Source organism: uncultured Jatrophihabitans sp. (genome assembly GCF_964251945.1).
Classification (GTDB): Bacteria; Actinomycetota; Actinomycetes; order Mycobacteriales; family Jatrophihabitantaceae; genus Jatrophihabitans.
The window spans coordinates 466,127-492,731 of sequence record NZ_CAXULP010000003.1 but is presented as its reverse complement, the minus strand read 5'-3'; the positions used below and the strand labels follow the sequence as shown (position 1 = coordinate 492,731).

22 protein-coding genes are annotated in these 26,605 nt (G+C 70.7%); 6 read left to right on the top strand and 16 right to left on the bottom strand.

Going from position 1 to position 26,605, the window contains the following annotated elements; all coding sequences use genetic code 11:
- The first annotated feature begins 43 nt into the window (after positions 1-43).
- On the top strand, positions 44-1,282 hold the full coding sequence (locus ACFFBG_RS09825; protein WP_375478097.1) for an ATP-binding protein: 1,239 nt from the start codon (positions 44-46) through the stop codon (positions 1,280-1,282).
- A 21-nt stretch (positions 1,283-1,303) separates the two neighbouring features.
- On the opposite strand, the gene ACFFBG_RS09820 is transcribed toward ACFFBG_RS09825, so the two are convergent.
- Genes ACFFBG_RS09820 through ACFFBG_RS09810 form a run of 3 tightly spaced genes read right to left on the bottom strand, consistent with a single transcriptional unit; the run spans position 1,304 to position 3,672 of the window.
- The gene (locus ACFFBG_RS09820) at positions 1,304-1,951 is read right to left on the bottom strand and encodes a TrmH family RNA methyltransferase (RefSeq protein WP_375478095.1); all 648 of its coding nucleotides are present in this window, start codon (positions 1,949-1,951) and stop codon (positions 1,304-1,306) included.
- Between the two features lie 50 nt (positions 1,952-2,001).
- On the bottom strand, positions 2,002-2,751 hold the full coding sequence (locus tag ACFFBG_RS09815) for an SDR family NAD(P)-dependent oxidoreductase (RefSeq protein WP_375478093.1): 750 nt from the start codon (positions 2,749-2,751) through the stop codon (positions 2,002-2,004).
- 6 nt (positions 2,752-2,757) lie between these two features.
- Complete coding sequence (locus tag ACFFBG_RS09810) at positions 2,758-3,672, bottom strand: hypothetical protein (protein ID WP_375478092.1); 915 nt, start codon at positions 3,670-3,672, stop codon at positions 2,758-2,760.
- Between the two features lie 155 nt (positions 3,673-3,827).
- Between ACFFBG_RS09810 and ACFFBG_RS09805 the strand changes: the two genes are divergently transcribed.
- The gene (locus ACFFBG_RS09805; protein ID WP_375478090.1) at positions 3,828-4,469 is read left to right on the top strand and encodes a hypothetical protein; all 642 of its coding nucleotides are present in this window, start codon (positions 3,828-3,830) and stop codon (positions 4,467-4,469) included.
- A 13-nt stretch (positions 4,470-4,482) separates the two neighbouring features.
- Positions 4,483-5,151: a hypothetical protein gene (locus ACFFBG_RS09800; RefSeq protein ID WP_375478088.1), complete on the top strand. Its 669-nt coding sequence runs from the start codon at positions 4,483-4,485 to the stop codon at positions 5,149-5,151.
- On the opposite strand, the gene ACFFBG_RS09795 is transcribed toward ACFFBG_RS09800, so the two are convergent.
- From ACFFBG_RS09795 to ACFFBG_RS09740, 12 genes are all read right to left on the bottom strand, one after another.
- Positions 5,152-5,412, bottom strand: a complete 261-nt coding sequence (locus ACFFBG_RS09795) for a hypothetical protein (RefSeq protein WP_375478087.1) — start codon at positions 5,410-5,412, stop codon at positions 5,152-5,154.
- The gene (gene clpB, locus ACFFBG_RS09790) at positions 5,409-8,000 is read right to left on the bottom strand and encodes an ATP-dependent chaperone ClpB (protein WP_375478085.1); all 2,592 of its coding nucleotides are present in this window, start codon (positions 7,998-8,000) and stop codon (positions 5,409-5,411) included. Before clpB ends, ACFFBG_RS09795 begins: the two co-directional genes overlap by 4 nt.
- 180 nt (positions 8,001-8,180) lie before the next feature.
- Positions 8,181-8,351, bottom strand: a complete 171-nt coding sequence (locus tag ACFFBG_RS09785; RefSeq protein ID WP_375478083.1) for a hypothetical protein — start codon at positions 8,349-8,351, stop codon at positions 8,181-8,183.
- 524 nt (positions 8,352-8,875) lie between these two features.
- A complete protein-coding gene (locus ACFFBG_RS09780; RefSeq protein WP_375478081.1) occupies positions 8,876-9,274 on the bottom strand; it encodes a heat shock protein transcriptional repressor HspR in 399 nt (132 codons plus the stop codon).
- Positions 9,267-10,484: a molecular chaperone DnaJ gene (dnaJ, locus tag ACFFBG_RS09775; RefSeq protein WP_375478079.1), complete on the bottom strand. Its 1,218-nt coding sequence runs from the start codon at positions 10,482-10,484 to the stop codon at positions 9,267-9,269. The genes ACFFBG_RS09780 and dnaJ overlap by 8 nt, the downstream gene beginning before the upstream one ends.
- A gap of 92 nt (positions 10,485-10,576) precedes the next feature.
- The gene (locus tag ACFFBG_RS09770) at positions 10,577-11,296 is read right to left on the bottom strand and encodes a nucleotide exchange factor GrpE (RefSeq protein ID WP_375478077.1); all 720 of its coding nucleotides are present in this window, start codon (positions 11,294-11,296) and stop codon (positions 10,577-10,579) included.
- Positions 11,293-13,143 carry a molecular chaperone DnaK gene (gene dnaK / locus ACFFBG_RS09765; protein WP_375478075.1) on the bottom strand — a complete coding sequence of 617 codons (1,851 nt, stop codon included), beginning with the start codon at positions 13,141-13,143 and terminating at the stop codon, positions 11,293-11,295. Before dnaK ends, ACFFBG_RS09770 begins: the two co-directional genes overlap by 4 nt.
- Positions 13,144-13,319: 176 nt before the next feature.
- On the bottom strand, positions 13,320-14,999 hold the full coding sequence (locus tag ACFFBG_RS09760; protein ID WP_375478073.1) for a hypothetical protein: 1,680 nt from the start codon (positions 14,997-14,999) through the stop codon (positions 13,320-13,322).
- 188 nt (positions 15,000-15,187) lie between these two features.
- Positions 15,188-16,183 carry a glycine betaine ABC transporter substrate-binding protein gene (locus tag ACFFBG_RS09755; protein WP_375478071.1) on the bottom strand — a complete coding sequence of 332 codons (996 nt, stop codon included), beginning with the start codon at positions 16,181-16,183 and terminating at the stop codon, positions 15,188-15,190.
- A gap of 84 nt (positions 16,184-16,267) precedes the next feature.
- A complete protein-coding gene (locus ACFFBG_RS09750) occupies positions 16,268-17,053 on the bottom strand; it encodes an ABC transporter permease (protein WP_375478069.1) in 786 nt (261 codons plus the stop codon).
- Positions 17,050-17,691: an ABC transporter permease gene (locus tag ACFFBG_RS09745; RefSeq protein ID WP_375478177.1), complete on the bottom strand. Its 642-nt coding sequence runs from the start codon at positions 17,689-17,691 to the stop codon at positions 17,050-17,052. Before ACFFBG_RS09745 ends, ACFFBG_RS09750 begins: the two co-directional genes overlap by 4 nt.
- Before the next feature lie 38 nt (positions 17,692-17,729).
- The gene (locus ACFFBG_RS09740; RefSeq protein WP_375478067.1) at positions 17,730-18,980 is read right to left on the bottom strand and encodes an ABC transporter ATP-binding protein; all 1,251 of its coding nucleotides are present in this window, start codon (positions 18,978-18,980) and stop codon (positions 17,730-17,732) included.
- Positions 18,981-19,395: 415 nt separating this feature from the next.
- Here ACFFBG_RS09740 and ACFFBG_RS09735 point away from each other — a divergent pair, with 415 nt between their 5' ends.
- From ACFFBG_RS09735 to ACFFBG_RS09725, 3 genes are all read left to right on the top strand, one after another.
- Positions 19,396-21,669 carry a (Fe-S)-binding protein gene (locus ACFFBG_RS09735; protein WP_375478175.1) on the top strand — a complete coding sequence of 758 codons (2,274 nt, stop codon included), beginning with the start codon at positions 19,396-19,398 and terminating at the stop codon, positions 21,667-21,669.
- A gap of 89 nt (positions 21,670-21,758) precedes the next feature.
- A complete protein-coding gene (locus ACFFBG_RS09730) occupies positions 21,759-24,194 on the top strand; it encodes a transglycosylase domain-containing protein (protein ID WP_375478065.1) in 2,436 nt (811 codons plus the stop codon).
- A gap of 93 nt (positions 24,195-24,287) precedes the next feature.
- On the top strand, positions 24,288-25,769 hold the full coding sequence (locus tag ACFFBG_RS09725) for a glycosyltransferase family 87 protein (RefSeq protein WP_375478063.1): 1,482 nt from the start codon (positions 24,288-24,290) through the stop codon (positions 25,767-25,769).
- On the opposite strand, the gene ACFFBG_RS09720 is transcribed toward ACFFBG_RS09725, so the two are convergent.
- Positions 25,745-26,521: a deoxyribonuclease IV gene (locus tag ACFFBG_RS09720; protein WP_375478061.1), complete on the bottom strand. Its 777-nt coding sequence runs from the start codon at positions 26,519-26,521 to the stop codon at positions 25,745-25,747. The genes ACFFBG_RS09725 and ACFFBG_RS09720 overlap by 25 nt on opposite strands.
- Positions 26,522-26,605: the final 84 nt, after the last annotated feature.

Below are 26,605 nucleotides of genomic sequence, written 5' to 3'. Positions count from 1 at the left end.
GAAATCTCGGAAGCGCCCTAGACATCGCCATACAGTCTCCAGCGTGGATCCGGTCCGTAACCCTTATGCGCCCGGCGCGGGGCAGCGGCCGCCCGAACTCGCCGGCCGCGACGGCGAGCTTGCGTCCTTCGACGTGCTGCTCGAGCGGGTTGCTCGAGGCCGGCCCGAGCGCTCGGTCGTGCTCACCGGTCTGCGCGGCGTGGGCAAGACGGTGCTGCTCAACGCGCTGCGCTCGGCGGCGGTGCGGCGCGGCTGGGGCACCGGCAAGCTCGAGGCGCGGCCGGACCAGTCGATTCGCCGACCGCTTGCCGGCGCGTTGCATCTGGCCGTGCGCGAGCTGGCCGGCCGGCATCCGGACGAGGCCGCGCATGTGCTGGGCGTGGTGAAGTCCTTCGCCCAGCGCGCGCCGGGCGCCAAGGGCCGGCAGTGGCAGCCGGGCATCGACGTGCCGGCCGTCGTGGGCCGTGCGGACTCGGGCGACATCGAGATCGACCTGGTGGAACTGCTCACCGACGTCGCCGGGCTCGCCGGCAGCAGCGGGCACGGCGTCGCGCTGTTCCTCGACGAGATGCAGGATCTCGCCGCGGACGACGTCTCCGCGCTGTGCGCCGCCTGCCACGAGATCTCCCAGCAGGACCTGCCGCTGGTCGTGGTCGGCGCCGGGCTGCCACACCTGCCGACGGTGCTGTCCGCGGCGAAGTCGTACTCCGAGCGGCTGTTCCGCTACGCCCGCATCGACCGGCTCGACCGCGCGGCGGCCGAGATCGCGTTGCGCGCGCCGGCCCGCGGCGAGGACGCCGACTTCACCGACGACGCGCTCGACGCGATGTACGAGGTCACCGGCGGTTACCCCTACTTCGTGCAGGCGTACGGCAAGGCGGCGTGGGACGCAGCGCCGCGATCGCCGATCACCGCGCGCGATGTCGCCGTCGCCGCGCCCGAGGCCGACCACGAGTTGGCGGTCGGCTTCTTCGGCTCACGCTACGAACGGGCGACGCCGGCCGAACGCGAGTACCTGCGGGCGATGGCGGACCTCGCGGCGCACGACGGCCAGGGCGCCGACGCCGGGTCGGCGGACGCCACGATGGACAGCTCGCACACGGGGGACGCCGCCGGCGGGGTGCCGACGGCCGCGGTGGCCGAATCGCTGGGCCGGCCGGCGCAGTCGCTGTCGCCAGCGAGGGACGGGCTGCTGAAGAAGGGCCTCGTCTACTCCGGCCAGCGCGGCAAGATCGCGTTCACGGTGCCGCACTTCGGCCGATACCTGCTCGCCCGCGAATGACCTGTCGACGACCCACGGAGCTCACTGCGGCGGGTCGGCGTGCTGGCGGATCCAGGCGTGCATGGCGATGCCGGCCGCGACGCCGGCGTTGATCGAGCGCGTCGAGCCGTACTGGGCGATCGAGCAGACCAGCTGCGCCGCCTCGCGCGCTTGGTCGCTCAGCCCGCTGGCCTCCTGGCCGAACAGCAGCAGCGCCTCGCGTGGCAGCGGCGTCGTCTCCAGCGGCGTCGAGCCCGGCAGGTTGTCGACGGCGACGATCACGTACCCGGCCTGCGACGCGTAGTCCGCCAGGTCCGCCGCCGTCGGCACGTGCCGGATGTGCAGGTAGCGGTCGGTCACCATCGCCCCGCGCCGGTTCCACCGCCGGTTGCCCACCACGATCACCTCGCGAGCGTTGAAGGCGTTCGCCGTGCGCACCACCGTGCCGATGTTCAGGTCGTGCCGCCAATTCTCGATCGCGACGGCGAACGGGTGCCGCCGAGTGTCGAGCTCGGCGACGATCGCCTCGACCGTCCAGTAGCGGTAGCGGTCGCCGACGTTGCGGCGGTCGCCGTCGCGCAGCAGTTCCGGGTCGAGGCGCGGGTCGTCCGGCCATGGCTGGGGATGCGGTCCGACGCCGACCTCGGCCGCGGCGTCGTCGCTGCCGCCGTCATGCTCTGCGCGCGTCATGCTCTGGGGCCGTCATGGCGTCCATGCGGCATGACGGGCCGGACCCGCCGCTACAGACCACGCCGGGCCGCGACCGCCCGCAGCACCGGCCTCGGCAGGGTGCGCGCGGCGGCGACCAACGCCTGATACCGCCTACTGGGCACCGACACGGGCTTGCCCACCAGGGTGTCCGCGAGACCGTCGCGCACGACCTGATCGGCCGACAACCACATCCGGCCGCCGACGTTCGACATGTCCGCGCCGGCGCGTTCGTGGAACTCGGTGTGCGTGAACCCGGGACAGACGGCGGTGACCGTCACGCCGGTGCCCTGCAGTTGGATGGACAGCGCCTCGCTGAACATCGTCACCCACGCCTTGCTCGCCGAATACGTCGCGTTGCCGCCGCGCGGGACGAAGCCCGCCACGGACGACACGTTGAGGATCCGGCCCGAGCCGCGGTCGGTCATCGCCCGCACCGCGGCATGGGTGAGCCGCAGGACGGCGCGCACGTTGAGGTCGAGCTGGCGCTCCTCCAGCGCGAGATCGGCGACGCCGAACGGCCGATAGGTGCCGATGCCGGCGTTATTGACGAGCAGGTCGACGTCGCCCTTGCCCAGCCGTGCGGCTACCGCGGCGCAGCCGTCATCGGTGGCGAGGTCGGCCGGCAGCACCTCGACGGAGGCGGGCAACGCGTTCTGGGCGGCAGACAGCCGGTCGGCGTCGCGCGCGACCAGCACGAGGTGGTAGCCGCGGCCGGCGAGCTGCCGCGCGAACTCCGCGCCCAGCCCAGCCGAGGCGCCGGTGACCAGCGCGGTCGGCATGGCCGCTCAGCCGTCGGTGCGGCGCGACTTGCTGGCGGCCTTCGCGCGGGTTCGGGCCAATTCCGCGCCTTTGGCCACGGCCGCGTTGTTCGCGCGCTTCTTGGTGCGCGAGCGGTCGACCGGCGCGGTCGTCGCGAAGTCCTTCGTCGGCGAGTTCCCGCTGGACGTCTTCGACGCGCCGCGATCGCGCGACGGGCCGCCGGCCGCAGCGCCGCCGGCCGCGGGCCGGGGCGCGAACAGCCCGCGCCGGGCCGGTTGCCCGGGCCGCGGGGCCGGCCGGGAAAGCGCGAAGTACTCCGCGCTCGGCCGCAGGTTCGTGAGGATCACGGCGGCCAGCAGGAATAGCGCGGCGAGGAACGACGGGGCCTTGTAGGCGGCGGGCACGTCGCTGCCGACCGACAGCAGCGAGGAGATGCCGTAGATCGTGCCGGTGAGCGTCGCGACGAACCAGACGCCGAGCACGCCCCACCGCGCCCAGTACCGCCCGCGGTAGGCCGCCCAGGCGACCAGGGCGAGCACCAGGCCGAAGACGATGGTCGAGATCAGCAGGCCCTTCTGCGCCTGGCCGATCTGACCGTGGATGTGGTCGAGGAACTGTTGCGTCGTCAGCTTCTTGGACTTCGTGGCCTTGTTGTTGGCCTTGTTCTCCGTGTTGCACAGGCCCTTGTACAGCCAGCCTTTGACGCCGCTGCCGCCGGTGACCTTGCAGTCGTCCTGCTTCGCGACGGGCGTCGCTTGGCCGATCGTGCCGGTCAGCAGCGTGAGGGAGGCGATGACCGCCGCGAGCGCGGACAGCGCGATGGCCGAGCAGGCGAGCAACACCTGCCGTGGCGGCGTGCGTCGCGCAGGACTCGCGCCGCCGCCGGCGCCGTTCTTGCTCATGGACACTGTCCGGGGCGGTTCGGAGCTCGCGTCGGTCACCGGGGGAGTGTACGTGCGAGCTCACGACTCGGCACTCGTCGCCCACAAGCAGGCGGCAGCCGGCTGCCGCACGCATTAGAGTCCGCGGACGAAGCACATCAGCGGGTGCAGCGCCGCGAACCGGGCTGGCGAACTGGGAAGGGGAGGTCCGCCCCATGACGACACCGTCAGACCGGGACAGCGGCGCCGAGCGCCCTGGCGGCGAGGACCTGCCCGGCGTCGACCTGGGCAAGTCCGGCGGCCAGGAGGCCCCGTTCGACCCCTACCGGTTCGGCAAGCCCGACCGGCCGATCCCGCCGGAATACGCGCCGCCGGGCTACGTGCCCGAGCCGGTGCCGCCGGTCCCGCCGGCCACGCCAGCCGGCCCGGGGCCAGGCGCGCCGCCCTACGGATCGCAGCCCGGCCCGTACGGAGCGCAGTTTCCGCCGCCGTATCCGGGGGGTTACGGGGCCGCGCCGCCGCCCTACTACACCGGCTATCCGCCGCCTGCCGGAAACGGCAAGGCCACGGCCGCGCTGGTGCTCGGCATCGTCTCGATCCTGTTGTCGTGGTTCGTCTTCTTCGACGCGATCTTCATCATCCTCGGCTTGATCTTCGGCCTGCTCGGGCTGTCGGCAAGCAAGCGGCGCCAGGGCGCCGGCCGAAGCCTCGCCGTCGCGGGGCTGGCCTGCACGGCCGTGGGCCTGGTGGCCACGATCGCGTTCACCGTGTTCGCGTTCCACGTCGCGGGCAAGTGCGGCGGCTTCGACAACGGCAACGATCCGAATTTCCAGACGTGCATTCGCGACCACGTCTGACCCGGAGCGAAGAGTGACCGATCCCGAGTTCCGCGATCCCGGCCAGCAGCCGTACGCCGGGCCGCCGCCAACGGCCCCCTACGTCGGCGATCCGTACGCCCAGAATCCCTACGTCGGCCCGCACGCGCAGAATCCTTACGCCCAGAATCCATACGCCGGGCCGTATCCGGGCGGCGCTTACCCGGGCTATCCACCGCCGCCGGGCAACCCGTACGCCTATCCGAGCGCGAATCCGTACGGTTACGCCAACCCCGGCCCCGGCCGGCCTGGGACGCTGACCGCGGCCGCCGTCCTCGGCTATGTCACCGGCGGGCTGCTCATCCTGGCCGCGATCTTCGTGTTCGCGGGCGCGTCGGTGGTGAACGACGCCGAGCTCTCGACCGGGACCACGTCGTTGGGCGGCGAGTTCGTGGTCGCCGGCATCGCCAATCTGCTGGCCGCCGGCCTGTTCATCGGCGGCAGCGTCGCGATGTCTAACCGCAGCCTGACCGGGCGGGCGCTGTACGCAGTCGCGGCGGGGATCACCGTAGTCGCGTCGCTGTACTGGGGCTTCCGGTTCGCCGGACGCTACGACGGGCTCGCCGCGTTGATGTTCTACGCGTTGCTGTTCGCGGCGCTCGCCGTCGTCGGCGCGAGCCTGGCGTTCACGCCCACCGGCGGCCGCTGGCTGGCCGGGCGCTGATCAGCCGGCCCAGGCCGGCAGGTTGAAGCGGAAGTGCAGGACGAGGAACACGATCCCGTCGAGCACGGCCAGGCCGAACGCAAGGTAGGCGTTGTCGAGCGGCCGCTTCTCCTCGCGGGCCTTCGCGCCTGCGGCCGAGGCCAGCACCGCGGTCACGATGGCCAGCACGAAGCCGAACACCACGATGCCCACGCACCCGACGACGATCGCCAGCACGCCGAGCGGGTCGGCCGGCCGGGCCTGACCTGGCTCGTCGGTCACCCGGCGGTGTTCGGCGCGGGCGTGGCGTCGATGTGCAGCCCGGACCGGTCGTCCAGCGCGTCCACCCGCACGGTCTGGCCGTCCCGGATCTCGCCGCTGAGCAGCTTCTTGGCCAGGGCGTCGCCGATCGACGTCTGCACCAGCCGGCGCAGCGGCCGCGCGCCGTACAACGGGTCGAACCCGTTCAGCGCCAGCCACTCACGGGCGGCGGGCGTGACATCAAGCGCCAGCCGGCGCGCGGACAGCCGCGCGGCGAGGCCGGCGACCTGGATGTCGACGATCCGGGTCAGGTCCTCGGTGGTCAACGCGTCGAACACCACGATGTCGTCGAGGCGGTTGAGGAACTCCGGCTTGAAGTGCTCGCGCACGACCGCAAGCACCGCGTCCCGCTTCACCTCGCCGGGCAGCTCGGCGACCAGCGCCGCGGAACCGAGGTTGGACGTCAGGATCAGCATCGTGTTGCGGAAGTCGACGGTGCGACCCTGCCCGTCGGTCAACCGGCCGTCGTCCAACACCGCGAGCAGGATGTCGAAGACGTCCGGATGCGCCTTCTCGACCTCGTCCAACAGCACGACGGTGTACGGCCGACGGCGAACGGCCTCGGTCAGCTGGCCGCCCTCGTCGTAGCCGACATAGCCCGGCGGCGCGCCGACGAGCCGGGCCACCGAGTGCTTCTCGGAGTACTCGCTCATGTCGATGCGCACCATCGCGCGCTCGTCGTCGAACAGGAAGCCGGCGAGCGCCTTCGCGAGCTCGGTCTTGCCGACGCCGGTGGGGCCGAGGAACAGGAACGAGCCGGTCGGTCGGTTCGGGTCCGCGATGCCGGCCCGCGCGCGGCGCACCGCGTCGGACACCGATTGGATCGCCGGCCGCTGCCCGATGACGCGGTTGCCGAGCGCGTCCTCCATGTGCAGCAGCTTGGCGGTTTCGCCCTCCAGCAACCGGCCGGCGGGGATGCCGGTCCAGGCGGACACGACGTCGGCGATGTCGTCGGCGGTGACCTCTTCCTTGACCAGCGCGTCGGTCTGCGTCTCGGCCGCGCTCGCCGCCTCGACCTCTCGTTCGAGCTTCGGCAGCTCGCCGTACTGCAGCCGGGACGCGGTCTCGAGGTCGCCGTCGCGCTGGGCGCGCTCGATCTGGCCGTGCAGCTCGTCAAGCTGCTTCTTCAGCTCGCCGACCCGGTTCAGCCCGGACTTCTCCCGCTCCCAGCGCAGGTTGAGCGCGTCGAGCTCCTCCTGGTCGTCGGCCAGCTCGGCGCGCAGCCGGGCGAGCCGGTCGACCGACGCGGGGTCGGTCTCCTTGCTCAGCGCGAGTTCCTCCATCGTCAGCCGGTCGACAGCGCGTTGCAGCTGGTCGATCTCGACCGGTCGCGAGTCGATCTCCATCCGCAGCCGGCTGGCCGCCTCGTCCACCAGGTCGATCGCCTTGTCCGGCAGGAATCGGGAGGTGATGTAGCGGTCGGCGAGCGTCGCCGCCGCGACGAGCGCGCCGTCGGCGATCTGCACCTGGTGGTGGGCTTCGTAGCGGGCGTTCAGCCCGCGCAGGATCGCGACGGTGTCCTCGACGGACGGCTCGGCCACCAGCACCTGCTGGAAGCGCCGCTCCAGGGCGGGATCCTTCTCGATCCGCTCGCGGTACTCGTCGAGAGTCGTGGCGCCGACGAGCCGCAGCTCGCCGCGGGCCAGCATCGGCTTGAGCATGTTGCCGGCATCCATTGCGCCTTCGCCGGTCGCGCCCGCCCCCACGACGGTGTGCAATTCGTCGATGAAGGTGATCACCTGACCACCGGAGTCCTTGATCTCGGTGAGGACGGCCTTCAGCCGCTCTTCGAACTCGCCGCGGTACTTCGCCCCGGCGATCATGGCGCCGAGGTCGAGGGAGATCAGCCGCTTGCCCTGCAGCGAGGAGGGCACGTCGCGCGCGACGATCCGCTGGGCGAGGCCTTCGACGACGGCGGTCTTGCCGACGCCGGGCTCGCCGATCAGCACCGGGTTGTTCTTGGTGCGCCGGCTGAGCACCTGCACGACCCGCCGGATCTCCGAGTCGCGGCCGATGACCGGGTCGATCTTGCCCTCGCGCGCCGCCGCGGTGAGGTCGTTGCCGTACTTCTCCAGAGCCTGGAAGGTGCCCTCGGGGTCGGCCGTGGTCACCCGCGCAGAGCCGCGGACGGAGGCGAGCGCGTCGTCGAGCGCGGCCGGGGTGGCGCCTCGATTGCGCAGCACTGCCGCGACCTCGGCAGTGCTGCCGGCTAGGGCGAGCAGCAGGTGCTCAGCCGAGACGAACTCATCCGACCGGTCGCGTGCCTCTTTCTCCGCCGCGCTGAGCACGGCGAGCATGGCGCGCGAGGCCGCCGGCGCGGCGACGGAGGCGCCGGTGGCCGAGGGCAGCCTGTCGAGCAGCGCGGACAGCTCGGCTCGAACCGCGAGCGGGTCGGCGCCCACCGCCTGCAATAGCGGCCGGGCGAGGGTCTCGGCGTCGTCGAGCAGCGCGACCGCGAGGTGCGCGGGCTCGACGGCGGGGTTGCCACGCTCGGCGGCTGTCCGAACGGCGCTGTTCACCGCCTGCGTGCTGCGCGTGGTCAGGTCCATGTGTCCAGTCCATCCATCAGTGCGATTGTGTCGCCGGGACGCCAGGAGCGGCAGCCGGCCATCAGCACAACGGATGAGAACTTGAGTGTGTTCCGCTCAGGTTTGCCCGACCGCGGGCACGGCGACAGCGGCGGTGATCGAGGCGGGCGGCGCGAACGCGGTGGAGTCGAACGCCGCCAGTCAGGCCGTGACGCGGGCGCGGACTGCCTGCGGGTGGGACTTCGACCAGTTGTTGTCCAGGTCGACGGCCGGGCGGCAGCGGCCAGCGGCCCGGCGCAGCAGGTGGCCGAAGCCGACCGCGAGCACGAGATCGCCGGCCAGGACGGCCAACACGATCGCGGCGATGATCACATCCCAAGCATCGGCAATTGCGGCCCAGATTTAACGAGATCGACCCGAATGTTTCACCAGCATGGCGCGTGGACGTCGACTCTTGATCTTGGCGCAACCCCACGCGAACGCCGACCGCGACGCCGTCGACCCTGGACGGCGACGGCCCGTGCGCAACGTCAGGACCGATCTCCCGCGCTGCGGCGTGTTCGACGGGCAACAGGTGTGTCAGTCGCCGTCGTCAAACGACACGCCGGACATTACGTTCCCCATACACCCGCAGCCGGCAATGTCCGAAAAGCCCGGTACTGCGTTTGATCTTGGTGAGAATCATCGGACGCTGCGATCTGCAAGGCACGTGCTCCTCGCGCCGATGAACGCGCGCGGATCCCATGCTCATGAGCTCGGGAAACCAAGCTCAGTGTGTGGCAGGAGTTATCCGAGCCTCCGGCCGACGGTGAGACGGTCGTGTCGCGGCGAGCTACAGCCGGCACGGCACTGATTAGCCGGGTCGTGTGACTTGGGACACCTGGCAGTCGACGCGGTCAGCGTCGACGGGCCTGTGGCTGCCACACCACGAGCGCGGTCGATGGCCCTCGCCGCACCCCGAGCTCGGCCTGCGCGTGGTCCAGCTCGGCCGCCAGTTCCGCGACCTTGGCGCGCAGCGCGTCGACCTGCGACTCGAGTTCGATGATCCGCTTGATCCCGGCGAGGTTGACGCCCTCGAGCTGGGACAGCCGCTGCACCTCGCGGAGCAGCGCGACGTCGCGCGCGGAGTAGCGGCGCCCCCCGCCGCCGGTCCGGCCGGGCGTGACCAGACCGAGCCGGTCGTACTGGCGAAGGGTCTGGGCGTGCATGCCGGCGAGCTCGGCGGCCACCGAAATCACGAAGACCGGCGCGTCTTCCGGCACGTCCGACGACGGCGTCCGGCGGCGGTCAGCCATGGTGGGTGCTCCGCGCGGCGGCCGCGGCGACGGCGGCGGTGATCTGCGGTCGAGGATCGTCGGCCTGCGTGGCCGCGTACTTCTCCAGCGCGTCGCGGGCGTCGGAGCTGAGGTTCTGCGGCACCGCGACCTCGACGGTCACCAGCAGGTCGCCGGTGCGGGATCTGCCGGGCACGCCGCGTCCTTTCACCCGCAGCGTCCGGCCGGACGGCGTGCCCGGGGTGACCCGCACGGCGACCGAGCTGTCGAGCGTCGGCACCCGCAACGTCGTGCCGAGCGTGGCCTCGGCATACGTGATCGGCACGGTGAGGGTCAGATCGTCGCCGGCGCGGCCGAACAGCTCGTGGCCGGTGACATGGACCGTGACGAACAGGTCGCCTGCGGGCGCACCCACCGAGCCGGGCGCGCCCTGGCCGGCGACGCGGATCTTCGCGCCGTCGCGCATGCCGGCCGGGATGCGGACGTGCACCGTGCGGGTCTGCGTCGTCACGCCGCTGCCGGCGCACTCAGGGCACGGGTCGTCGATCAGCCGACCGGTGCCGCGGCAATCGCGGCAGGGCTCGCTGAATCCGAAGGCGCCCTGGTTGCGGTTCACATGGCCGGCGCCGCCGCAGGTGGGGCAGGTGCGGGGGGACGTTCCCGGCCGGGCGCCGCTGCCGTGGCAGGTCGAGCAGGCCGCGGGGCCGGACAGCCGCAGCGGCAGCGTCGTGCCGCGCACCGCCTCGTCGAAGCCGAGGGTGATCTCGGCTGTCATGTCGGCGCCCTTTGCCGGCGCGCTCGCCCGGCCGCCGGTCCGGCCCGCGCCGGCGCCGAAGAGGCCGTCGAAAAGGTCGTTCAGGTTGCCGCCAGCGCCGCCGGCGCCGCCGCCGCCGAACAGATCGGACATGTCGAAGCGGCCGCCGGCGCCGGCCGGGCCGCCAGGCGTGCCGAAACCGCCGAAGCCCCCGAAACCGCCAGCGCCCGGCCCCCCGCCGGCGAACAGCGCCTGCGCCTCGTCGTACTCCTTGCGCTTCGCGGGGTCCGCAAGCGTGTCGTAGGCCTCGGAGACCTCCTTGAACCGAGCCTCGGCCTTCGCGTCGCCCGGGTTCTTGTCCGGGTGCAACTCGCGGGCGAGCTTGCGGTAGACCTTCTTGATCTCCGCGGCAGACGCGTCCTTGGCGACGCCGAGGGCCCGGTAGTAGTCCTTCTCGTAGTAGTCCTTCTGGCTCATCCGGGTCACCTGCCTCTCGGGTCGTCGCTTCGGGCGCGCTGGTGGTTCAGCGGGCGGCGGTCTAGCGGTTCGGCGGTCTAGCGGTTCGGCGGTCAGCCCTGTTGGGCTGCGTCAGCGGCGGGGTCGGAGACAGCGTCGCTGTCCACCGTCGAGCCGCCGTCCGCGGCGGACACGCTGTCGACAGGCGAGGCGACCGGGGTGGTCGGGGTGGCCGGGTCCGTCACGCCGACCATGGCGGGGCGGAGCAGGCGTTCGTGGTGCTTGTAACCGGGCCGCAGCACCGTCGTGCACGTCGGAAGAGCGACGTCGTCGCTTTCGTCGTGCATGACGGCCTCGTGCAGCGCGGGGTCGAACGGGTCGCCCACCTCGCCGAAGGCCACCAGGCCGAGCTTCGCGAACGCGGCCTCGAGCTTGTCGGCGACCGCCTTGAGCGGGCCGGTCAGGTCGCCGTGCGCCTCGGCCCGGTCGAGGTCGTCGACGACCGGCAGCAGCTCGGCCAGCGCGCGGCCGATGGCGAGCTCGCCGGCGGCCAGCCGGTCGCGCTCGGCGCGCTTGCGGTAGTTGGCGTATTCCGCCGACACCCGCTGCAGGTCGCGCGTGCGCTCCTCGAGCAGCAACGCCTCAGCCTTGGGCACGGTCTCGTCCTCTGCTGGCGACGCCGCGGCCGGCTCGGCGGGCGGGGCCGACCTGTCGCCAGCCGTCCCGCCCGCCGCTGGTGTGGCTGCCGCGGCGTCTCTGTCGATCTTGCGGTTGTCCCGGATCACGACGCGTTCCGGTTCGAACTCGGTGTCCGGTCGCGATTCGGAACTCACTTGTCGTCGCCCTCGTCCACCACTTCGGCGTCCACGACACCGTCGTCAGCGGCGGTGCCGTCAGGACCCGCGCCAGGGGCGCCGGTCTCGCCGGTGGCCGCCTGAGCCGCGGCGTACATGGCGCCGCCGGCCTCGGAGGCGATTCGGGAGACGTTCTCCTGGGCGGCCTTGATGGCCTCGAAGTCGGCGCCCTCAAGCGTCTTCTTCAGCTCCTCGACCGCGGTCTGCAGCTCGCCGCGCTTGTCCTCGGGCAGCTTGTCGCCGTTGTCGGCCAGGAACTTCTCGGTGGTGAACTGCAGCGACTCGGCGGTGTTGCGGATCTCCGCCTCGTCCCGGCGGCGGCGGTCCTCTTCGGCGTGCGACTCGGCGTCCTTCATCATCCGGTCGATCTCGTCCTTCGACAGGCCCGAGCCGCCGGTGATCGTCATGCCCTGTTCCTTGTTGGTCGCAAGGTCCTTGGCCGAGACGTTCACGATGCCGTTCGCGTCGATGTCGAAGCTGACCTCGATCTGCGGGACGCCGCGCGGCGCCGGCGGCAGGCCGGTCAGCTCGAACATGCCGAGCTTCTTGTTGTAGGCCGCGATGTCGCGCTCGCCCTGATAGACCTGGATCTGCACGCTGCCCTGGTTGTCGTCGGCGGTCGTGAAGATCTCCGAACGCTTCGTCGGGATCGTGGTGTTGCGCTCGATCAGCTTCGTCATGATCCCGCCCTTGGTCTCGATGCCGAGGGACAGCGGGGTGACATCGAGCAGCAGGACGTCCTTCACGTCGCCCTTGAGCACGCCGGCCTGCAGCGCGGCGCCGACGGCGACGACCTCGTCCGGGTTGACGCCCTTGTTCGGCTCCTTGCCGCCGGTGAGCTCCTTGACCAGATCGCTGACGGCCGGCATGCGGGTCGATCCGCCCACCAGCACGACGTGGTCGATCTGGCTCAGGCTGATGCCGGCGTCCTTGATGACGCTCTGGAACGGGGCCTTGGTGCGCTCGAGCAGGTCGCCGGTGATGCGCTGGAACTCCGCGCGGGACAGCGCCTCGTCGAGGAACAGCGGGTTCTTCTCGGCGTCCTGGGTGATGTAGGGCAAGTTGATCGAGGTCTGGTTGCTGCTGGACAGCTCGATCTTGGCCTTCTCGGCGGCCTCGCGCAGCCGCTGCATCGCCATCTTGTCCTTGGTCAGGTCGATGCCGTGCGCGGCCTTGAACTTGTCGGCCAGCCAGTCGATGATCCGCTGGTCCCAGTCGTCGCCGCCGAGGTGGTTGTCACCGCTGGTGGCCTTGACCTCGATGACGCCGTCGCCGATCTCGAGCAGGGACACGTCGAAGGTGCCGCCGCCGAGGTCGAAGACCAGGATCGTCTGCTCGGTCTCGCCCTTGTCCAGGCCGTAGGCCAGGGCGGCCGCGGTCGGCTCGTTGACGATCCGCAGCACGTTCAGGCCGGCGACCGTGCCGGCCTCCTTGGTGGCCTGCCGTTCGGAGTCGCTGAAGTACGCGGGGACGGTGATCACGGCGTCGGTGATCGTCTCGCCGAGGTAGGACTCCGCGTCGCGCTTGAGCTTCTGCAGCACGCGCGCGCTGATCTCCTGGGGGGTGTAGGACTTGCCGTCGATGTCGACCTTCCAGCTGGTGTCGCCCATGTGGCGCTTGACCGAGCGGATGGTGCGGTCGATGTTGGTGACGGCCTGGCGCTTCGCGACCTCGCCGACCAGCACTTCGCCGTTCTTCGCGAACGCCACGACGCTGGGCGTGGTCCGCGAGCCTTCCGAGTTCGCGATGACCTCCGGCTCGCCGCCGGTGAGGACCGCGACGACGGAGTTGGTAGTGCCGAGGTCGATGCCGACCGCTCGTGCCATGGGAAGCTCCAATTCCTAGATCTAATGGTTCTTGGTTCGCCTGGCTCGTCCTCGATGGTGCGTCCTGGAGGAAGCCACTGTCAAAAGAACTGAGTCAGGGGCGCTCAAGTTCCCGACATTGGCTGTGACCCGAGTCACTCCACCCCGGGAAGGTTCGCAACCTGCGATGGGGCCGGTCAGCGGACGATGCCGCTGATGCTGCCGCTCATCGTGTAGACCCCCGGCTGGGTGGTCGTGAGCTGCGTCCAGCCGAAGCCGTCGTCGGACACCTTCGCAACGATCGGCTCGGGCGGCGGCAGCGTGGCCTGCGAGGGCTGCGCGGTGCTCGTCCGGCGCTCGGGCGCCGGCTGGGTGGCCGCGTCCAAGAATTTCGACCAGCGCACCCGCACCGCGACCCGGCAGGCGCACGGGATCGAGATCGTCATGGTCGACTGGCTGTGCGCCACCAACCGGGCTGGCGCGCCCACGATCGCGGTCGGGTGCCGCACCGTGAACAACTGCCAGTCCGCGTCCTGCCAGATTTTGTGCAGGTAGGGCGCGCCGGCCTGCACCAACCGGTACTCCGGAGAGCCGCCGACCATGGCCGACGGCAGCGCCACATAGCCGACCGCGTTGTTGTCCAGCCACACCTTGTAGGTCGTCGGCGGCAGTGGGTCAAGGTTCAACGCCTTGTTCAGCGACAGGTCCGCCTGCGTCTCCCAGCCGCGGGCGAGCGAGGCGTACGGCAGCAACGCGTCATAGCCGGCGTGCGCGCCATGATTGACGACCTCGACGCGGTAGTTCTGCAGGTTCGGGATAGCGGCCAAGCGGGTCGCGAGCGGCTTGTAGTAATCGACTGAGGAGACTGGGCGCGCAGCATTGCGCAGATCCACGACCGTCTGCCAGCTGCCGTATCCGACCAGCGGCGCCACGGTCAGCAGCAGCACCCAGGCGCGTCGGCGGCTCGTCGCCACGACCGCGACCGGCAGGCAGAACCAGACGAAGCGGGCGAAGTTCGAGCCCATTCCGTTCGGCACGAGCCACAACGCGACGCCCGCGAGCGCGGATACCAGCAGGGTGGTGCGCAGATGGTCCGGCGGCCGGGCGACCCACATCAGGGCCAGGCCGGCCAGGATCTGCACGGCCAACGTCACGGAGTACGGCTCCGGGCCGGGCGCGCCGAACGCGAGGGCCACCGCGATCAGCGCGAAGGCCGCCGTGCCGGCCGCATAGCCGACGATCGGCCGCCAGCTCTTGGTGCGGGTGGTGAGGAACGTGCCCGAGACGCCGAGCAGGAGAAACGCCCCGGCCACCGGCGAGGCGAGGATGCTGAGCAGCGTCAAGGCGATGGTCGGCGTCCGACGCCGCGCGCGCAGGGCCAGCAGCGCGCCGACGGCCAGCGCCGAGCCGAGCAGGAACGGCACGCGGCCGCTCCAGAGGTTCGCCGCCGCGGCGACGCACACGACCGCACCGGCCGCCGCCGGGTGCCGCAGGTCGCGGACGAGCAGCATGACGAGCGCCGTGACCGCCACGGCGGACAGCGCGCCCACCAGCTCGGTGCCGATCCACGCGCACAGGTACGGGCTGACGACCGAGTAGTTGCCCGGCGTCGCGCCACCGCCGAACCAGCTGAACCAATACGTCAGGCCGACACCGTGATTGACGGCCGACGCTCGGGCGCGAGCGGCCCACAGGTCGTTGACGTCGGGGCGCACCAGCACGAACGCCGCCGCGTTCAGCACCGCGACCAACAGCGGGGTCAGCCCGATGAGGCGAGGCAGGCGCAGACCCGACGCCGCCCGTCGGGCCGGGAGGCGCGCCAGCCGCGCGTCGGCGGCGGGTGCGGCGGTGGACGCGACAGCCATGACGCCGGTCATCGTCGCACAGCCCGCCCGCGCGCCGCCCTGCCGCTCAGTGGTCACTTCCGCGGATCAGTGGTCGTGTGCAGACGACCACTGAGAGGCGAAAGTGACCACTCACGGGCGGTCACGCGCGCGCGGGAGGCTTAGAGCCAGCCGCCCCACGCGCCAGCGGCGCGCGGGGCGGACAAGCGGTTGCGGGTCGGTCAGGACGTCTTGGCGAGGTCCGCGATCGACTTCAGGCCGTACTTCGCCGCGGTCGCGGCGGTGACCACGATCGCGTCCTTGTCCTGCGCCTGAGACTGGGTCAGCACCTCGAGCTTGCTCGGCAGCGCCTTCTGCAGCGCCGCGAACACGTCCGCGGAACTGGCGGCAGTCGAGGTCTTGTCGAAGTACTGCAGCAGCACGCCGCTGTACTCGGGGATCAGGTTGATGTCGCCGCTCTGCAGCGCCGGGATGTACTTCTCCCGGCTGCCGATGTTCAGCTTCTTGCTGACCGTGGCGCCGGCGGCGGACAGCGCGTCGGCGTAGATGTCGGCGAGGGTCTCGTTCTCCGGGAAGTTCGCCGACCCGACAGTGATCGTGACGCCCTTGGCCGGTGTGGTGGTCGGCGGGTTCAGGGTCTGCAGGTACGCCCGAGCGGCCTTGTCCGGGTCCACCTTGTTGAGCTGGACCTGGGTGTCCAGGTCGAGGAGCGCCTCGGTCGTCAGCTTGGACGAGATGAAGTCGAGAACCTGCTTCACGCCGGCCGTCGCCTTCGACTTCTCGATGAGCGGCAGCACGTTCTGCGCGTTGAAGTTGCTCTTCGGGTCGGCGAGGGCGACGAAGTTGTTCGCCTTGATCGACGGGTCGGTGGTGAACAGGTCGGCGGCGTCCACCTGGCCGTTCTTCAGCGCGTTGACGGTGATCGGTCCGCCGACGTCGGTGACGGTGAACTTCTGGAACGTGACGCCGTAATTCTTGGCGAGCCCAGGCAGGCCGTCGACTCGGGTCTTGAACTCCGGCGGGCCGCCCAGAATGAGCTTGGACGCGATCGTGCCGGTCTTCGCCGCCGGCGCCGAGGCGGTGTCGGACGAGCCGGAGCTGGAACTCGGGCCGGAGCCCCCAGAACTCGAGCCGGAACTGCCGCAGGCGCTGAGTAGCAGCGCCGAAGCTGCGGCCGCCGCGGTGGCGACCGCCAGTCGGGTGAACGTGCGGGTCAATGTGTCTCCTCATTCGTCAGCGCGGACGTCGTCGCGCGCTCATGCAGGTAGTCGGTCGTGCGGGTAGTCGGTCGTGCGGACGGATCAGGTGGTCGCAACCTCCTCGCGGCGAATGGCGGCGGAGGCCGGGTCGCTCGACTGCGTGGCCGGCGCGCCGCGCTTGCTGCTGCTGAAGCGTCCGGACACTCCCCGGGATACGGCCACGCGCTGGACAAGTGACAGGAGGAGATCGACCAGCACGGCCAGCAGCGCGACGAGCACGCCGCCACTGACCATTTGCGGGAAATCCTGCTGCGCGAAGCCGTCGTAGATGAAGCGACCGAGACCGCCGAGCGGGAAATAGGCCGCGATCGTGGCGGTTGCGATCACCTGCAGCGTGGCGCTGCGGAAACCGGAGAAGATCAACGGCAGGCTGTTCGGGAACTCGACGCGCCACAGCACCTGACTGCCCGTCATGCCCATGCCGCGGGCGGCGTCGCGCACCCCCGGCTCGACGCTGTCCACGCCCGCGTAGGTGTTGGCGAGGATCGCCGGAATGGCGATCAGCACCAGCACGATTTCGGTCGGGATGAGGAAGCCGAGGTCCGTGCGACCGAAGAAGTGCGGCGAGATGATCACTGCGAGCAGGACCAGCAGGCCCACGGTGGGGATGGAGCGCACCGCGTTGACGAACGACACGACCGGCGAGCCGCGGCCGGTGTGCCCGATCGCCAAGCCGATCGGCAGCGCGATCGCCAGCGCGATCGCCAGCGCGATGCCCGAGTACCGCAGGTGCGCGAACAGCTGGGACGGAATTCCGACGAAGGAGTCCGCGGGCCGGTCGTGCCAGTGGGCAGGGTCGTTCAGCCAGGTGAAAACGTTGGCGCTCACCGCGCCACCGCCCGTCGCCACGGCGTCAACAACCGGTTGCCCACGACGATCGCCGCGTCGAAGACGAGCGCAAGCGCCACGCACAGCACGATGCCGAGCACGATCGGCGGGTAGTACGGCACCGGCGTCGACAACTGCTTGCCGATGTCGAACAGCCGGCCGAGGTTGTCCATGCCGATCGTGCCGGCCACAGCGACCAGGCTGACATTGGACACCGTCGCGACGCGCAGCCCGGCGGCGATGACCGGCGCCGCGATCGGCAGCTCGACCCCGAATAGGCGCCGCAGCCGGCCGTACCCCATCGCGGTCGCGGCGAGCAGCGTCTCCTCCGAGACCGAGGACAGCCCGTCAGCGACCACCCGGGTCAGCAACGCGACCGAATAGATCGTCAGCGCGATCGGCACCTGTTTGGGGTCGAGCGGGCTGAGTCCGAACACCGGCGGGATGACGACGAACAGCGCGATGGACGGGATCGTGTAGAGCAGCCCGGTGATCGAGATGATCGGCGGATAGGTCCACCGGTACCGGCGGGCGAGATAGCCCAACGGCAGCGAGATGATCAGCCCGAAGACAACTGGCAACAGCGACAGATAGACGTGGTCCCAGAGGAAGCGCAGGTCGTCGGACCGGTGGTCCATGAAGTAGCCCCAGACGTGCCAGGGCGAGCTGTCGGCGCTCACGTCGCCGGATCGGCGCTCTGCGCGGCGCTGGCCGCGTGCGCGCCGCCGCCAGCGTGTTTTCCGACCTCGACCGGAGCACCGCTGTCGGCGCGCTGCAGCTCGGCGTACCTGGCGCCGGCCGTCTCGACGGCTTCTCGGCGGGTCTGCGCTGAGCGCTCTTCGATGCGGGCGAGCACCTCGGCGGCGGTCACCGTGCCGGCGAACGAGCCGTCGTCGTCCACCACCACGCCGCGCCCGCTGGGTGAGGACAGCGCGGCGTCGAGGGCCTCGCGCAGCGTCCCGCCGACGCCGGCCAGCGTGCCGCCCAGGTTGAGCAGATCGGGCGTGATGTCGCCGAGCGCTGCGTCGCGGTCGCCGCCGTCGACTGCCAGCCAGCCCTGCGGCCGGCGCCCGCCGTCGACGACCAGCGCCCAACCGTCGACCGCGACGTCGCGCGCGGCGCGGATCGAGCTGCCGAGCGCCACTGCCTGCTCGTCGGACAGCGGCAGGACGCCGCTGCGGGCGAAGCCGAGTGCGCGATAACCGCGGTCGCGGCCGACGAAGCCGGCGACGAACGCGTCCGCCGGCTGCGACAAGAGCTCAGCCGGGCTGGCGAATTGCGCGAGCGTGCCGCCGACGCGCAGCACGGCCACCTTGTCGCCGAGCTTGATGGCCTCGTCGATGTCGTGGGTGACGAACACGATCGTCTTGCCGAGCTCGCCTTGCAGGCGCAAGAACTCGTTCTGCAGCTGCTCGCGCACGACCGGGTCGACGGCGCTGAACGGCTCGTCCATCAGCATCACCGGCGGGTCGGCGGCAAGGGCGCGGGCGACACCGACACGCTGCTGCTGGCCGCCGGACAACTGGGCCGGGTAGCGCTTGGCGAACGCCGGATCGAGGCCCACGCGCTCGAGCAGCTCCTGCGCGCGGGCACGGGCCTTCTTCTTGTCCTGGCCCAACAGCAGCGGGACGGTGGCCACGTTGTCCAGGACGGTGCGGTGCGGAAACAGCCCAGCGTGCTGGATCACGTAGCCGATGCCGCGGCGCAGCTCGGCGGGCTTGACGCTGGCGGCGTCGCGGTCGTCCAGCCAGATCCGCCCCGACGTCGGCTCGATCATCCGGTTGATCATGCGCAGCGACGTCGTCTTGCCGCAGCCGGACGGTCCGACGAAGACGGTGATCTGCCCGGACGGCGCGGTCAGGTCCAGCGAGTTCACGGCGATCGTGCCGTCCGGGTAGCGCTTGGTGACCGATTCGAGACGGATCACGGGCGATCTCCTGGATGACCAGGCGTGCAGGTGTAGACGGTCGCGCTCAAGACGTCCTCCGGTGCTTGTTCCGTGGGAATCCGATGACCCCAGGGCGTCTGGATGGATTAGGCAATCACACCGCCGATGGCAATGGCCACCCAGCCAGTAGGAAAAGCGAAAATCGACACCTTGCCGTGACCGAGCCGACGGTGAAATACGCGTGATTTGCCCGGTTCGCCAGGCCGCCATCCGGCAGGCCGCGGCCGCCGAGTGCCGCGAGCCACATCCAGCGACCTCGGGTTCGGTTACTTGGACGTAATAACGAATACGCTCGCACTCGATCACGCCCGCCCACTCGCACCTGGGAGCGCACGTGCAGCACACCGTCGCCTACGGACGGATCCTCGACTGGGATTACACCTTTCCGGGCTGGCTGCGGATCGGATTGGCGCTGGGCATGCTGTTCGTCACCGTGGCGATCGCCGGGCGCCGCATCGCGTGGCTCGTGCGGCTGATCCGATCCGGACGGCCGGTGCTCGGGCGCACCGACGACATCAAGGAACGCGCCCGCGACCAGGTCATCGAGGTCTTCGGTCAGAAACGGCTGCTGAAGTGGAACGCGCCGGGCATCGCGCACTTCTTCACGTTCTGGGGCTTCGTCGTCCTCGGCCTGACGATCGTCGAGGCCTTCGGCGCGCTGGTGATCAGCCAGGACTTCGCGTTCCCGTTCTTCGGCCACGCCCGCTGGCTTGGTTTCTTCGAGGACTTCTTCGCCGTCGCGGTGCTGCTCGGCATCTCCTACTTCGCCGTGAACCGGGTGCGCAACGCGCCCCAGCGCAAGCACCGTGGCAGCCGTTTCTACGGCTCCCACACCGGCCCCGCGTGGGCGGTCCTCGGCATGATCGGGCTCGTCGTGATCACGCTGCTGCTCTACCGCGGCGCGCAGTTCAACACCGGTCATCTGCCCTTCGGCCAGTCGAAGTGGGCGTTTGCGTCCTATCTCGTGGCGAAGGCGCTCGGGACGGGGGCCTACAACCAGGGCGTCGAGACGTTCTTCCTCCTGGCGCAGATGGCCGTCATCTTCGGGTTCACAATCCTGGTGACGTATTCGAAGCACCTGCACATCGCGACGGCGCCGCTGAACGTGCTGACCAAGCGCGAGCCCGACGCGCTGGGAGGGCTGCTGCCCGTCACCGACGCAGAGGGTCAGCCGATCGACTTCGCCGACGTCGAGAACCTGTCCGAGGACACCGTCTTCGGCAAGGGCAAGATCGAGGACTTCGGCTGGAAGGGCTACCTCGACTTCGCGACCTGCACCGAGTGCGGCCGCTGCCAGTCGCAGTGCCCCGCCTGGAACACCGACAAGCCGCTGTCCCCGAAGCTCGTGATCATGAACCTGCGCGACCACCTGTTCGCGAAGGCGCCGTACATCTTCGGCAAGGAGGTGCCCGAGGGCGCCACGCCTAGCTTCACGGATGAGGGCGTCGAGCACCTCCACGGCGTGCCGGAGTCAGGCTTCGAACGCGTCCAGGGCTCCGGCATCGAGCAGGCGCTGCGCCCGCTGGTCGGCACGGCCGAAGAAGGCGGCGTGATCGACCCCGACGTGCTGTGGTCGTGCACCACCTGCGGCGCGTGCGTGGAACAGTGTCCGGTGGACATCGAGCACATCGACCACATCGTCGACATGCGCCGCTACCAGGTGCTGATCGAGTCCGCGTTCCCGTCCGAAGCCGGCGTCATGCTGCGCAACATCGAGAACAAGGGCAATCCGTGGGGGATGGCCAACAGCGGCCGGGACGAGTGGATGAACGAGCTCTCCTTCGACGTGCGCCGCGCCGAGCCCGGCACCAGGCTCGACGCCGACATCGACTACCTGTTCTGGGTGGGCTGCGCCGGCGCGCTCGAGGACCGCTCCCGCAAGGTGACGGTGGCCTTCGCCGAGCTCATGCACACCGCGGGCGTCGAGTTCGCCGTCCTGGGCCAGGCCGAGTCCTGCACCGGCGACCCGGCGCGCCGGCTCGGCAACGAATTCCTGTTCCAGATGCAGGGGATGCAGAACGTCGAGACGCTCAACTCGGTCGAGCGCGCCGGGCCGCTGAAGATCGTGGCCACCTGCCCGCACTGCTTCAACACCCTGGCGAACGAGTACTCCCAGCTGGGCGGGCACTACGAGGTCATCCACCACACCCAGCTGCTCGGCCGTCTCGTCGCCGACGGCCGGCTGACGCCGGTCGAGCCGATCGACAAGTTGGTCACCTACCACGACCCCTGTTACCTCGGCCGGCACAACAAGGTCTACACGCCGCCGCGGGAGGTGCTCGGCGCCATCCAGGGCCTGAGGTCGCAGGAGATGCATCGCTGCAAGGAACGCGGCTTCTGCTGCGGCGCCGGCGGCGCGCGGTTCTGGATGGAGGAGAAGATCGGCAAGCGGATCAACGTCGAGCGCACCGACGAGGCCCTCGGGCTCGACCCGGACGTCATCTCGACCGCCTGCCCGTTCTGCATGGTCATGCTGTCCGACGCGGTCGCGGCGAAGGTCGGCGAGGGCGAGGCGCGCGAGGACGTGCAGGTGCTGGACGTCGCGCAGCTGCTGCGCCGGTCGCTGGGCAGCCCGCCGCCCCCGGCCGACGAGGCGGCGGCCGCCGATCCCGGGCCGTCGCCCGACCCGGCGCCGGAACCCGACCCCGAGAAGGTCGCCTCGCCCTGACCTCCCTTTGGTCAGCTGGTGTGGCCCCGCGGCGGGGCCAAGACGGACGGGGCGCTTGATCCTCAGAACCGACCAGTAGCCTCGCCCGGATGGACGAGGGGCAGGGGACCGGGGATCCCGGCGACCGGCCGGCGCCGCGGCCGCGGCCCACGCCCATAGGCCCGCCAGGCGGCGGACCGGCTGATCCTGCCGGCGCGGCGCACCCGGGCGGCGCGGCCCACCCGGCAGGCGCGGCGCACCCGGGCGGCGCGGCGGAACGTGCGGAACCGGCGGGCGACGGCCTCGCGGCGCGCTACCTGCGCCGCCGGCGGCGCAAGCGGCGGGCGAAGAAGCAGCGCCTCGCCGCGATGTCGCGCAGGCGGCGGGTCGGTCGCCGCGCCATGATCAGCGGGACCTGGCTGCTCGGCGCGTTGGCCGCGTTGCTGGTGACGACGATCATCTTGTACTTCACCGTCGCCGACGTGCCGCGCCCCGAGTCGCTGCCGCTGCCGCAGGTGGCCACCATCCAGTACTCGGACGGGTCGACGATCGCCCGGATCGGGTCGGTCGACCGCAAGGTGGTCGCGCTGACCCAGGTGCCGGCCAACACACGCTGGGCGGTGCTCGCCGCCGAGGATCGCAACTTCTACAGCGAACCGGGCGTGTCGATCACCGGCACGATGCGCGCGGCCTGGACGGACCTGACCGGCGGCGACACCCAGGGCGGCTCCGGGATCACCCAGCAGTACGTCAAGAACGCCTACCTGAACAACGAGCAGACGATCACCCGCAAGCTCAAGGAGTTGATGATCGCGGTCAAGCTGGCTCGCGAGTACAGCAAGGACCAGATCCTCGAGTTCTACCTGAACACCGTCTACTTCGGCCGGGGCGCGTACGGCATCCAGGCGGCGGCGCAGGCGTACTTCGGCGAGAATGTCGAGAAGCTGACGGTTGCGCAAAGCGCCTTGCTCGCCGGCCTGCTGCGCGCGCCCGCCTACTACGACCCGGCGGCGGGCAACCGCACGGTGAGCGAGCAGCGGTGGAAATACGTACTCGACGGTATGGTCACCACCGGCCATCTCAGCGCGGCGGACGAGGCGAAGCTGGCCTTCCCCGTGACGAAGCCGCCACGCGGCACCGGGCTCGGCACCAGCGGCTGGAAGTACCTGCTGGTGCAGCGCGTGCTGGCCGAGCTGGCGCAGCACGGCATCTCCGCCGACGAGGTCAACCAGCGCGGGCTCACGATCCGCACGACCATCGACCGCAAGGCGCAGGCCGCCGCGGTGAGCGCGATCAAGACGACGTTCAAAAATCTGACGAAGAAGCAGCGCAACCTGAAGAACTCGCTTGTCGCGGTGAACCCCGCGACCGGCGGCGTCATCGCCTACTACGGCGGATCCGGCCCGGGCGTGCCGGGCTACGACGGCAAGGTCGACTTCAACGACTGGGCCGGGGTGAACGCCAACCCGCCGGGCTCGTCGTTCAAGCCCTACACGCTGGCGACCGTGCTGGCCCAGACGCTGCAGCAGAAGACCGGCGCCGACCACTTCGCCATCAACAGCGACGTGGACGGCAGCTACTGCCGACTGATTGACGGCACGAAGATCTGCAACGACCCGGGTGACAAGTCGGTGAGCCGGTCGAAGATCAAGCTGGCGCTCGCGATGAAGTACTCCTTGAACACCACGTTCGACCTGCTGGCGCTGGACGCCGGGCCGGACGAAGTCGCCACGACCGCCCACGCCATGGGCGTCGGCGCCACCGACAGCGCCGGGCACAAAACCCTCGCCGACAGCGACGGCACGACCAACTTCGGCATCGGCATCGGCGACTACCCCGTCACCCCGCTCGACCAGGCCGTCGGCTACGCGACGCTCGCCAACGACGGCATGCGCAACGTCGCCTACCTGGTGCAGCAGGCCGTCGGGTCGGACGGCTCGATCGTCTACCGGCACGCCGCCAAGGCGACCCGGGCGATCGACGCGAAGGTCGCCAACGACGTCACCCTCACGCTCGAGCCGATCGCCGCGTACTCCGGGGTCCCGCTCGCGAACGGCCGCAAGTCCGCCGCCAAGACCGGCACCGAGGGCATCGGGCCCAAGACCACCGACAACTCCGACGCCTGGATGGTCGGCTTCACGCCACAGGTGAGCGCCGCCGTGTGGGTCGGCACCGGCAAACACGAGCCGATCTTCGACGCGAGCGGCAAGCCGCTCTACGGTTCGGAGCTGCCTGGCAAGACCTGGCAGCTGTTCATGGACACGTATCTGCACGGCGCCAAGCACGAGAAGATGCCGAGCAAGCAGCTGATCTCCGCCGACGGCTCGACGCCGAAGAACACCCCGTCCCCAACGAAGACGCGAACGACGTCGTCGACGCCGGCGACGTCGTCGGCGAAGCCGAAACCGACGTTCTCGATCACCACCGGCTTCCCGACGCCGCCCGCCACCAGCAGCGCGCCGAGGACCACCTACTCGCCGCCGCCGCCTCCGCCGCCGACGACCACCGCGGCCACGTGCACCCCGACGGTTCTGCAACCCTGCTGACGCCCTGACGCGCTCTCGCTACGCCGCGCGCGCCCTCGCTACGCCGCGCGCGCACCGCCGGGGACGGGCGACGCCACATGCCAGGATGGCGCGGTGACCCGCCCGGCCCCGGTGACCCGTCCGGCCCCGCTGCCCAGCCGCGCCGACCCGACCGCGTGGCGCGCGGCGCGGGCGCTCGGCGGCGCATGGGGCCGGCACGCCGGCGTGGCGCGCTACTCGTGGTGGACGCCGCTGCGCTGGCTGATGGCGCTGACGCTTGCCACCCTGGTGCTCGGCTTCGTGCAGAAGTCGCCGTGCGCGAACGGCGACTGGACCGGCAACAAGCAGTACACCCACTTCTGCTATTCCGACGTCGTCCCGCTCTGGTCGGACGAGCGGCTCGACGTCGGCGCGGTGCCCTACCGCGACACGAGCGTGGAGTACCCGGTGCTGACCGGCGCGGTGATGTTCGTGACGGCGGACCTGACCCGCGGCGTGCACGCACTGACGTCGAGCGCGAACGAGCTGGTGACCTTCGGCGCGCTGACCGCGCTGATCCTCGCCGCCTGCGGCCTGGTGGTGACCGCGGCAACGGCGCAGGCGCAACGCCGGCGCCCCTGGGACGCCGCGATCTTCGCGCTGTCCCCGCTGCTCGTGTTCCACGCGTTTTCCAACTGGGACCTGCTGGCGATGGCGTTCACGTCGGCCGCGATGTGGGCGTGGGCAGCGCGGCGACCGGTGCTGGCCGGGGCGATGATCGGGCTCGGGACCGCGGCGAAGCTCTATCCGGTGTTCCTGCTGGTCGCGATCGGCATTCTCGCCATCCGCACGCGCAAGCTCGGCGAGGCGGCGTGGACGACCGCCGCCACGCTCGGCGTGTGGCTCGCCGTGAACCTGCCAATAGCGATCGCGTACCGGCACGGCTGGGCCACGTTCTACACCTTTAGCATCGACCGGCCGACCGAGCGTTCGACGTTGTGGGCCATCGGCCGCACCCTGGCCGTCAGCTCGTTCAACGACTCCGACGCACCGTATTGGCAGCCGCCGAGCGTGGCCGTCGCCATCGCGCTGCTCGCCGCGCTGCTGTTCGTCGGCTATCTGGGACTGGCCGCGCCGATCCGGCCTCGGCTGGCGCAGCTGGCTTTCCTGTGCGTGCTCGCCTTCCTGCTGACCACCAAGGTGTGGAGCCCGCAGTACTCGCTCTGGCTGGTTCCGCTGCTGGCCCTCGCCCGGCCGCGCTGGCGATTGAACCTGATCTGGCAGTTCAGCGAGATTGCCGTGTGGATGCTGACGCTGACCCTTCTGCTCGGGGTGAGCGTGCCGCCGCACGGCGTCGCCTACGGCTGGCTGGCGCTGGCGCTGCTGGTCCGCGACGGGCTGCTGCTCGCCCTGGCCGGGCTGGTGGTGCGCGAGATGTGGCATCCGGAGCTCGACGTCGTCCGCCTCGACGGCGTCGACGACCCGGGTGGCGGCGTTTTCGACGGCGCCCCCGACGCGCTAGGCGGATGGTCGGCTGCTTCCGGCGGATCCGCCGGAAGCCGCTGGGCGGCAACGCAGGTGGGGCCCGAGGTTCAGGTCAGCGCGGATCGCAGGTAGGCGATGTCGGCGCCCTGGCCGGCCGGGCCGCCCGGCGTCTCGACGATGACGTCGCTGCCGGCGGCGCGGCAGATTTCGGCGATGACCGCGGCGTCGATCTGGCCGGCGCCGAGGTTGGCGTGCCGGTCGGCGCCGGAGTCGAACGCGTCGCGGCTGTCGTTGGCGTGCACGAGGTCGATGCGCCCGGTGATCGCCTTGACCCGGTCGGCGATGTCAACGAGGTCCTCGCCGCCGGCGTGGGCGTGGCAGGTGTCGAGGACGAAGCCCGGGCCGTAGTCGCCGATCACGTCCCAGAGCATCGCGAGCCGGTCGAAGCGGCGCGCCATCGCGTTGTCGCCGCCGGCCGTGTTCTCGATCAGGATCGGCAGCGGAAATCCGCCGGTCTCGCCCGCTCGCTCGAAGGTCTTGCGCCAGTTGTCGACACCGACGCCCGGATCGTCCTTCGCCGTCACGTGCCCGCCGTGCACGATGAGCGCCTTCGCGCCGATGCCGGCAGCGGCTGCGGCGTGCTGGTCCAGGATTTTGCGGCTGGGGATGCGGATGCGGTTGTTCGTGCTGGCGACGTTGACGATGTAGGGCGCGTGGACGTAGACCGTCAGATCGGTCGCGCGGATCGCGTCGGCGTGCTCGTGCTCGACCGGTTTCTTCCAGCCCTGCGGATCGGCGAGGAAGAACTGCACGGCCGCGGCGCCGCTCGCCTCGGCCGCGGCGAGCGGGTCGGCGGAGTCGACGTGCGCCCCGATCACCGCCATCCGGCCACCCTACGGCGGGAGCCTCGGGCCTCGGGGCCGCCCGTAACCTGAGCTGCCGCGAATCGTTTAGTCCCGCAGAGCTTG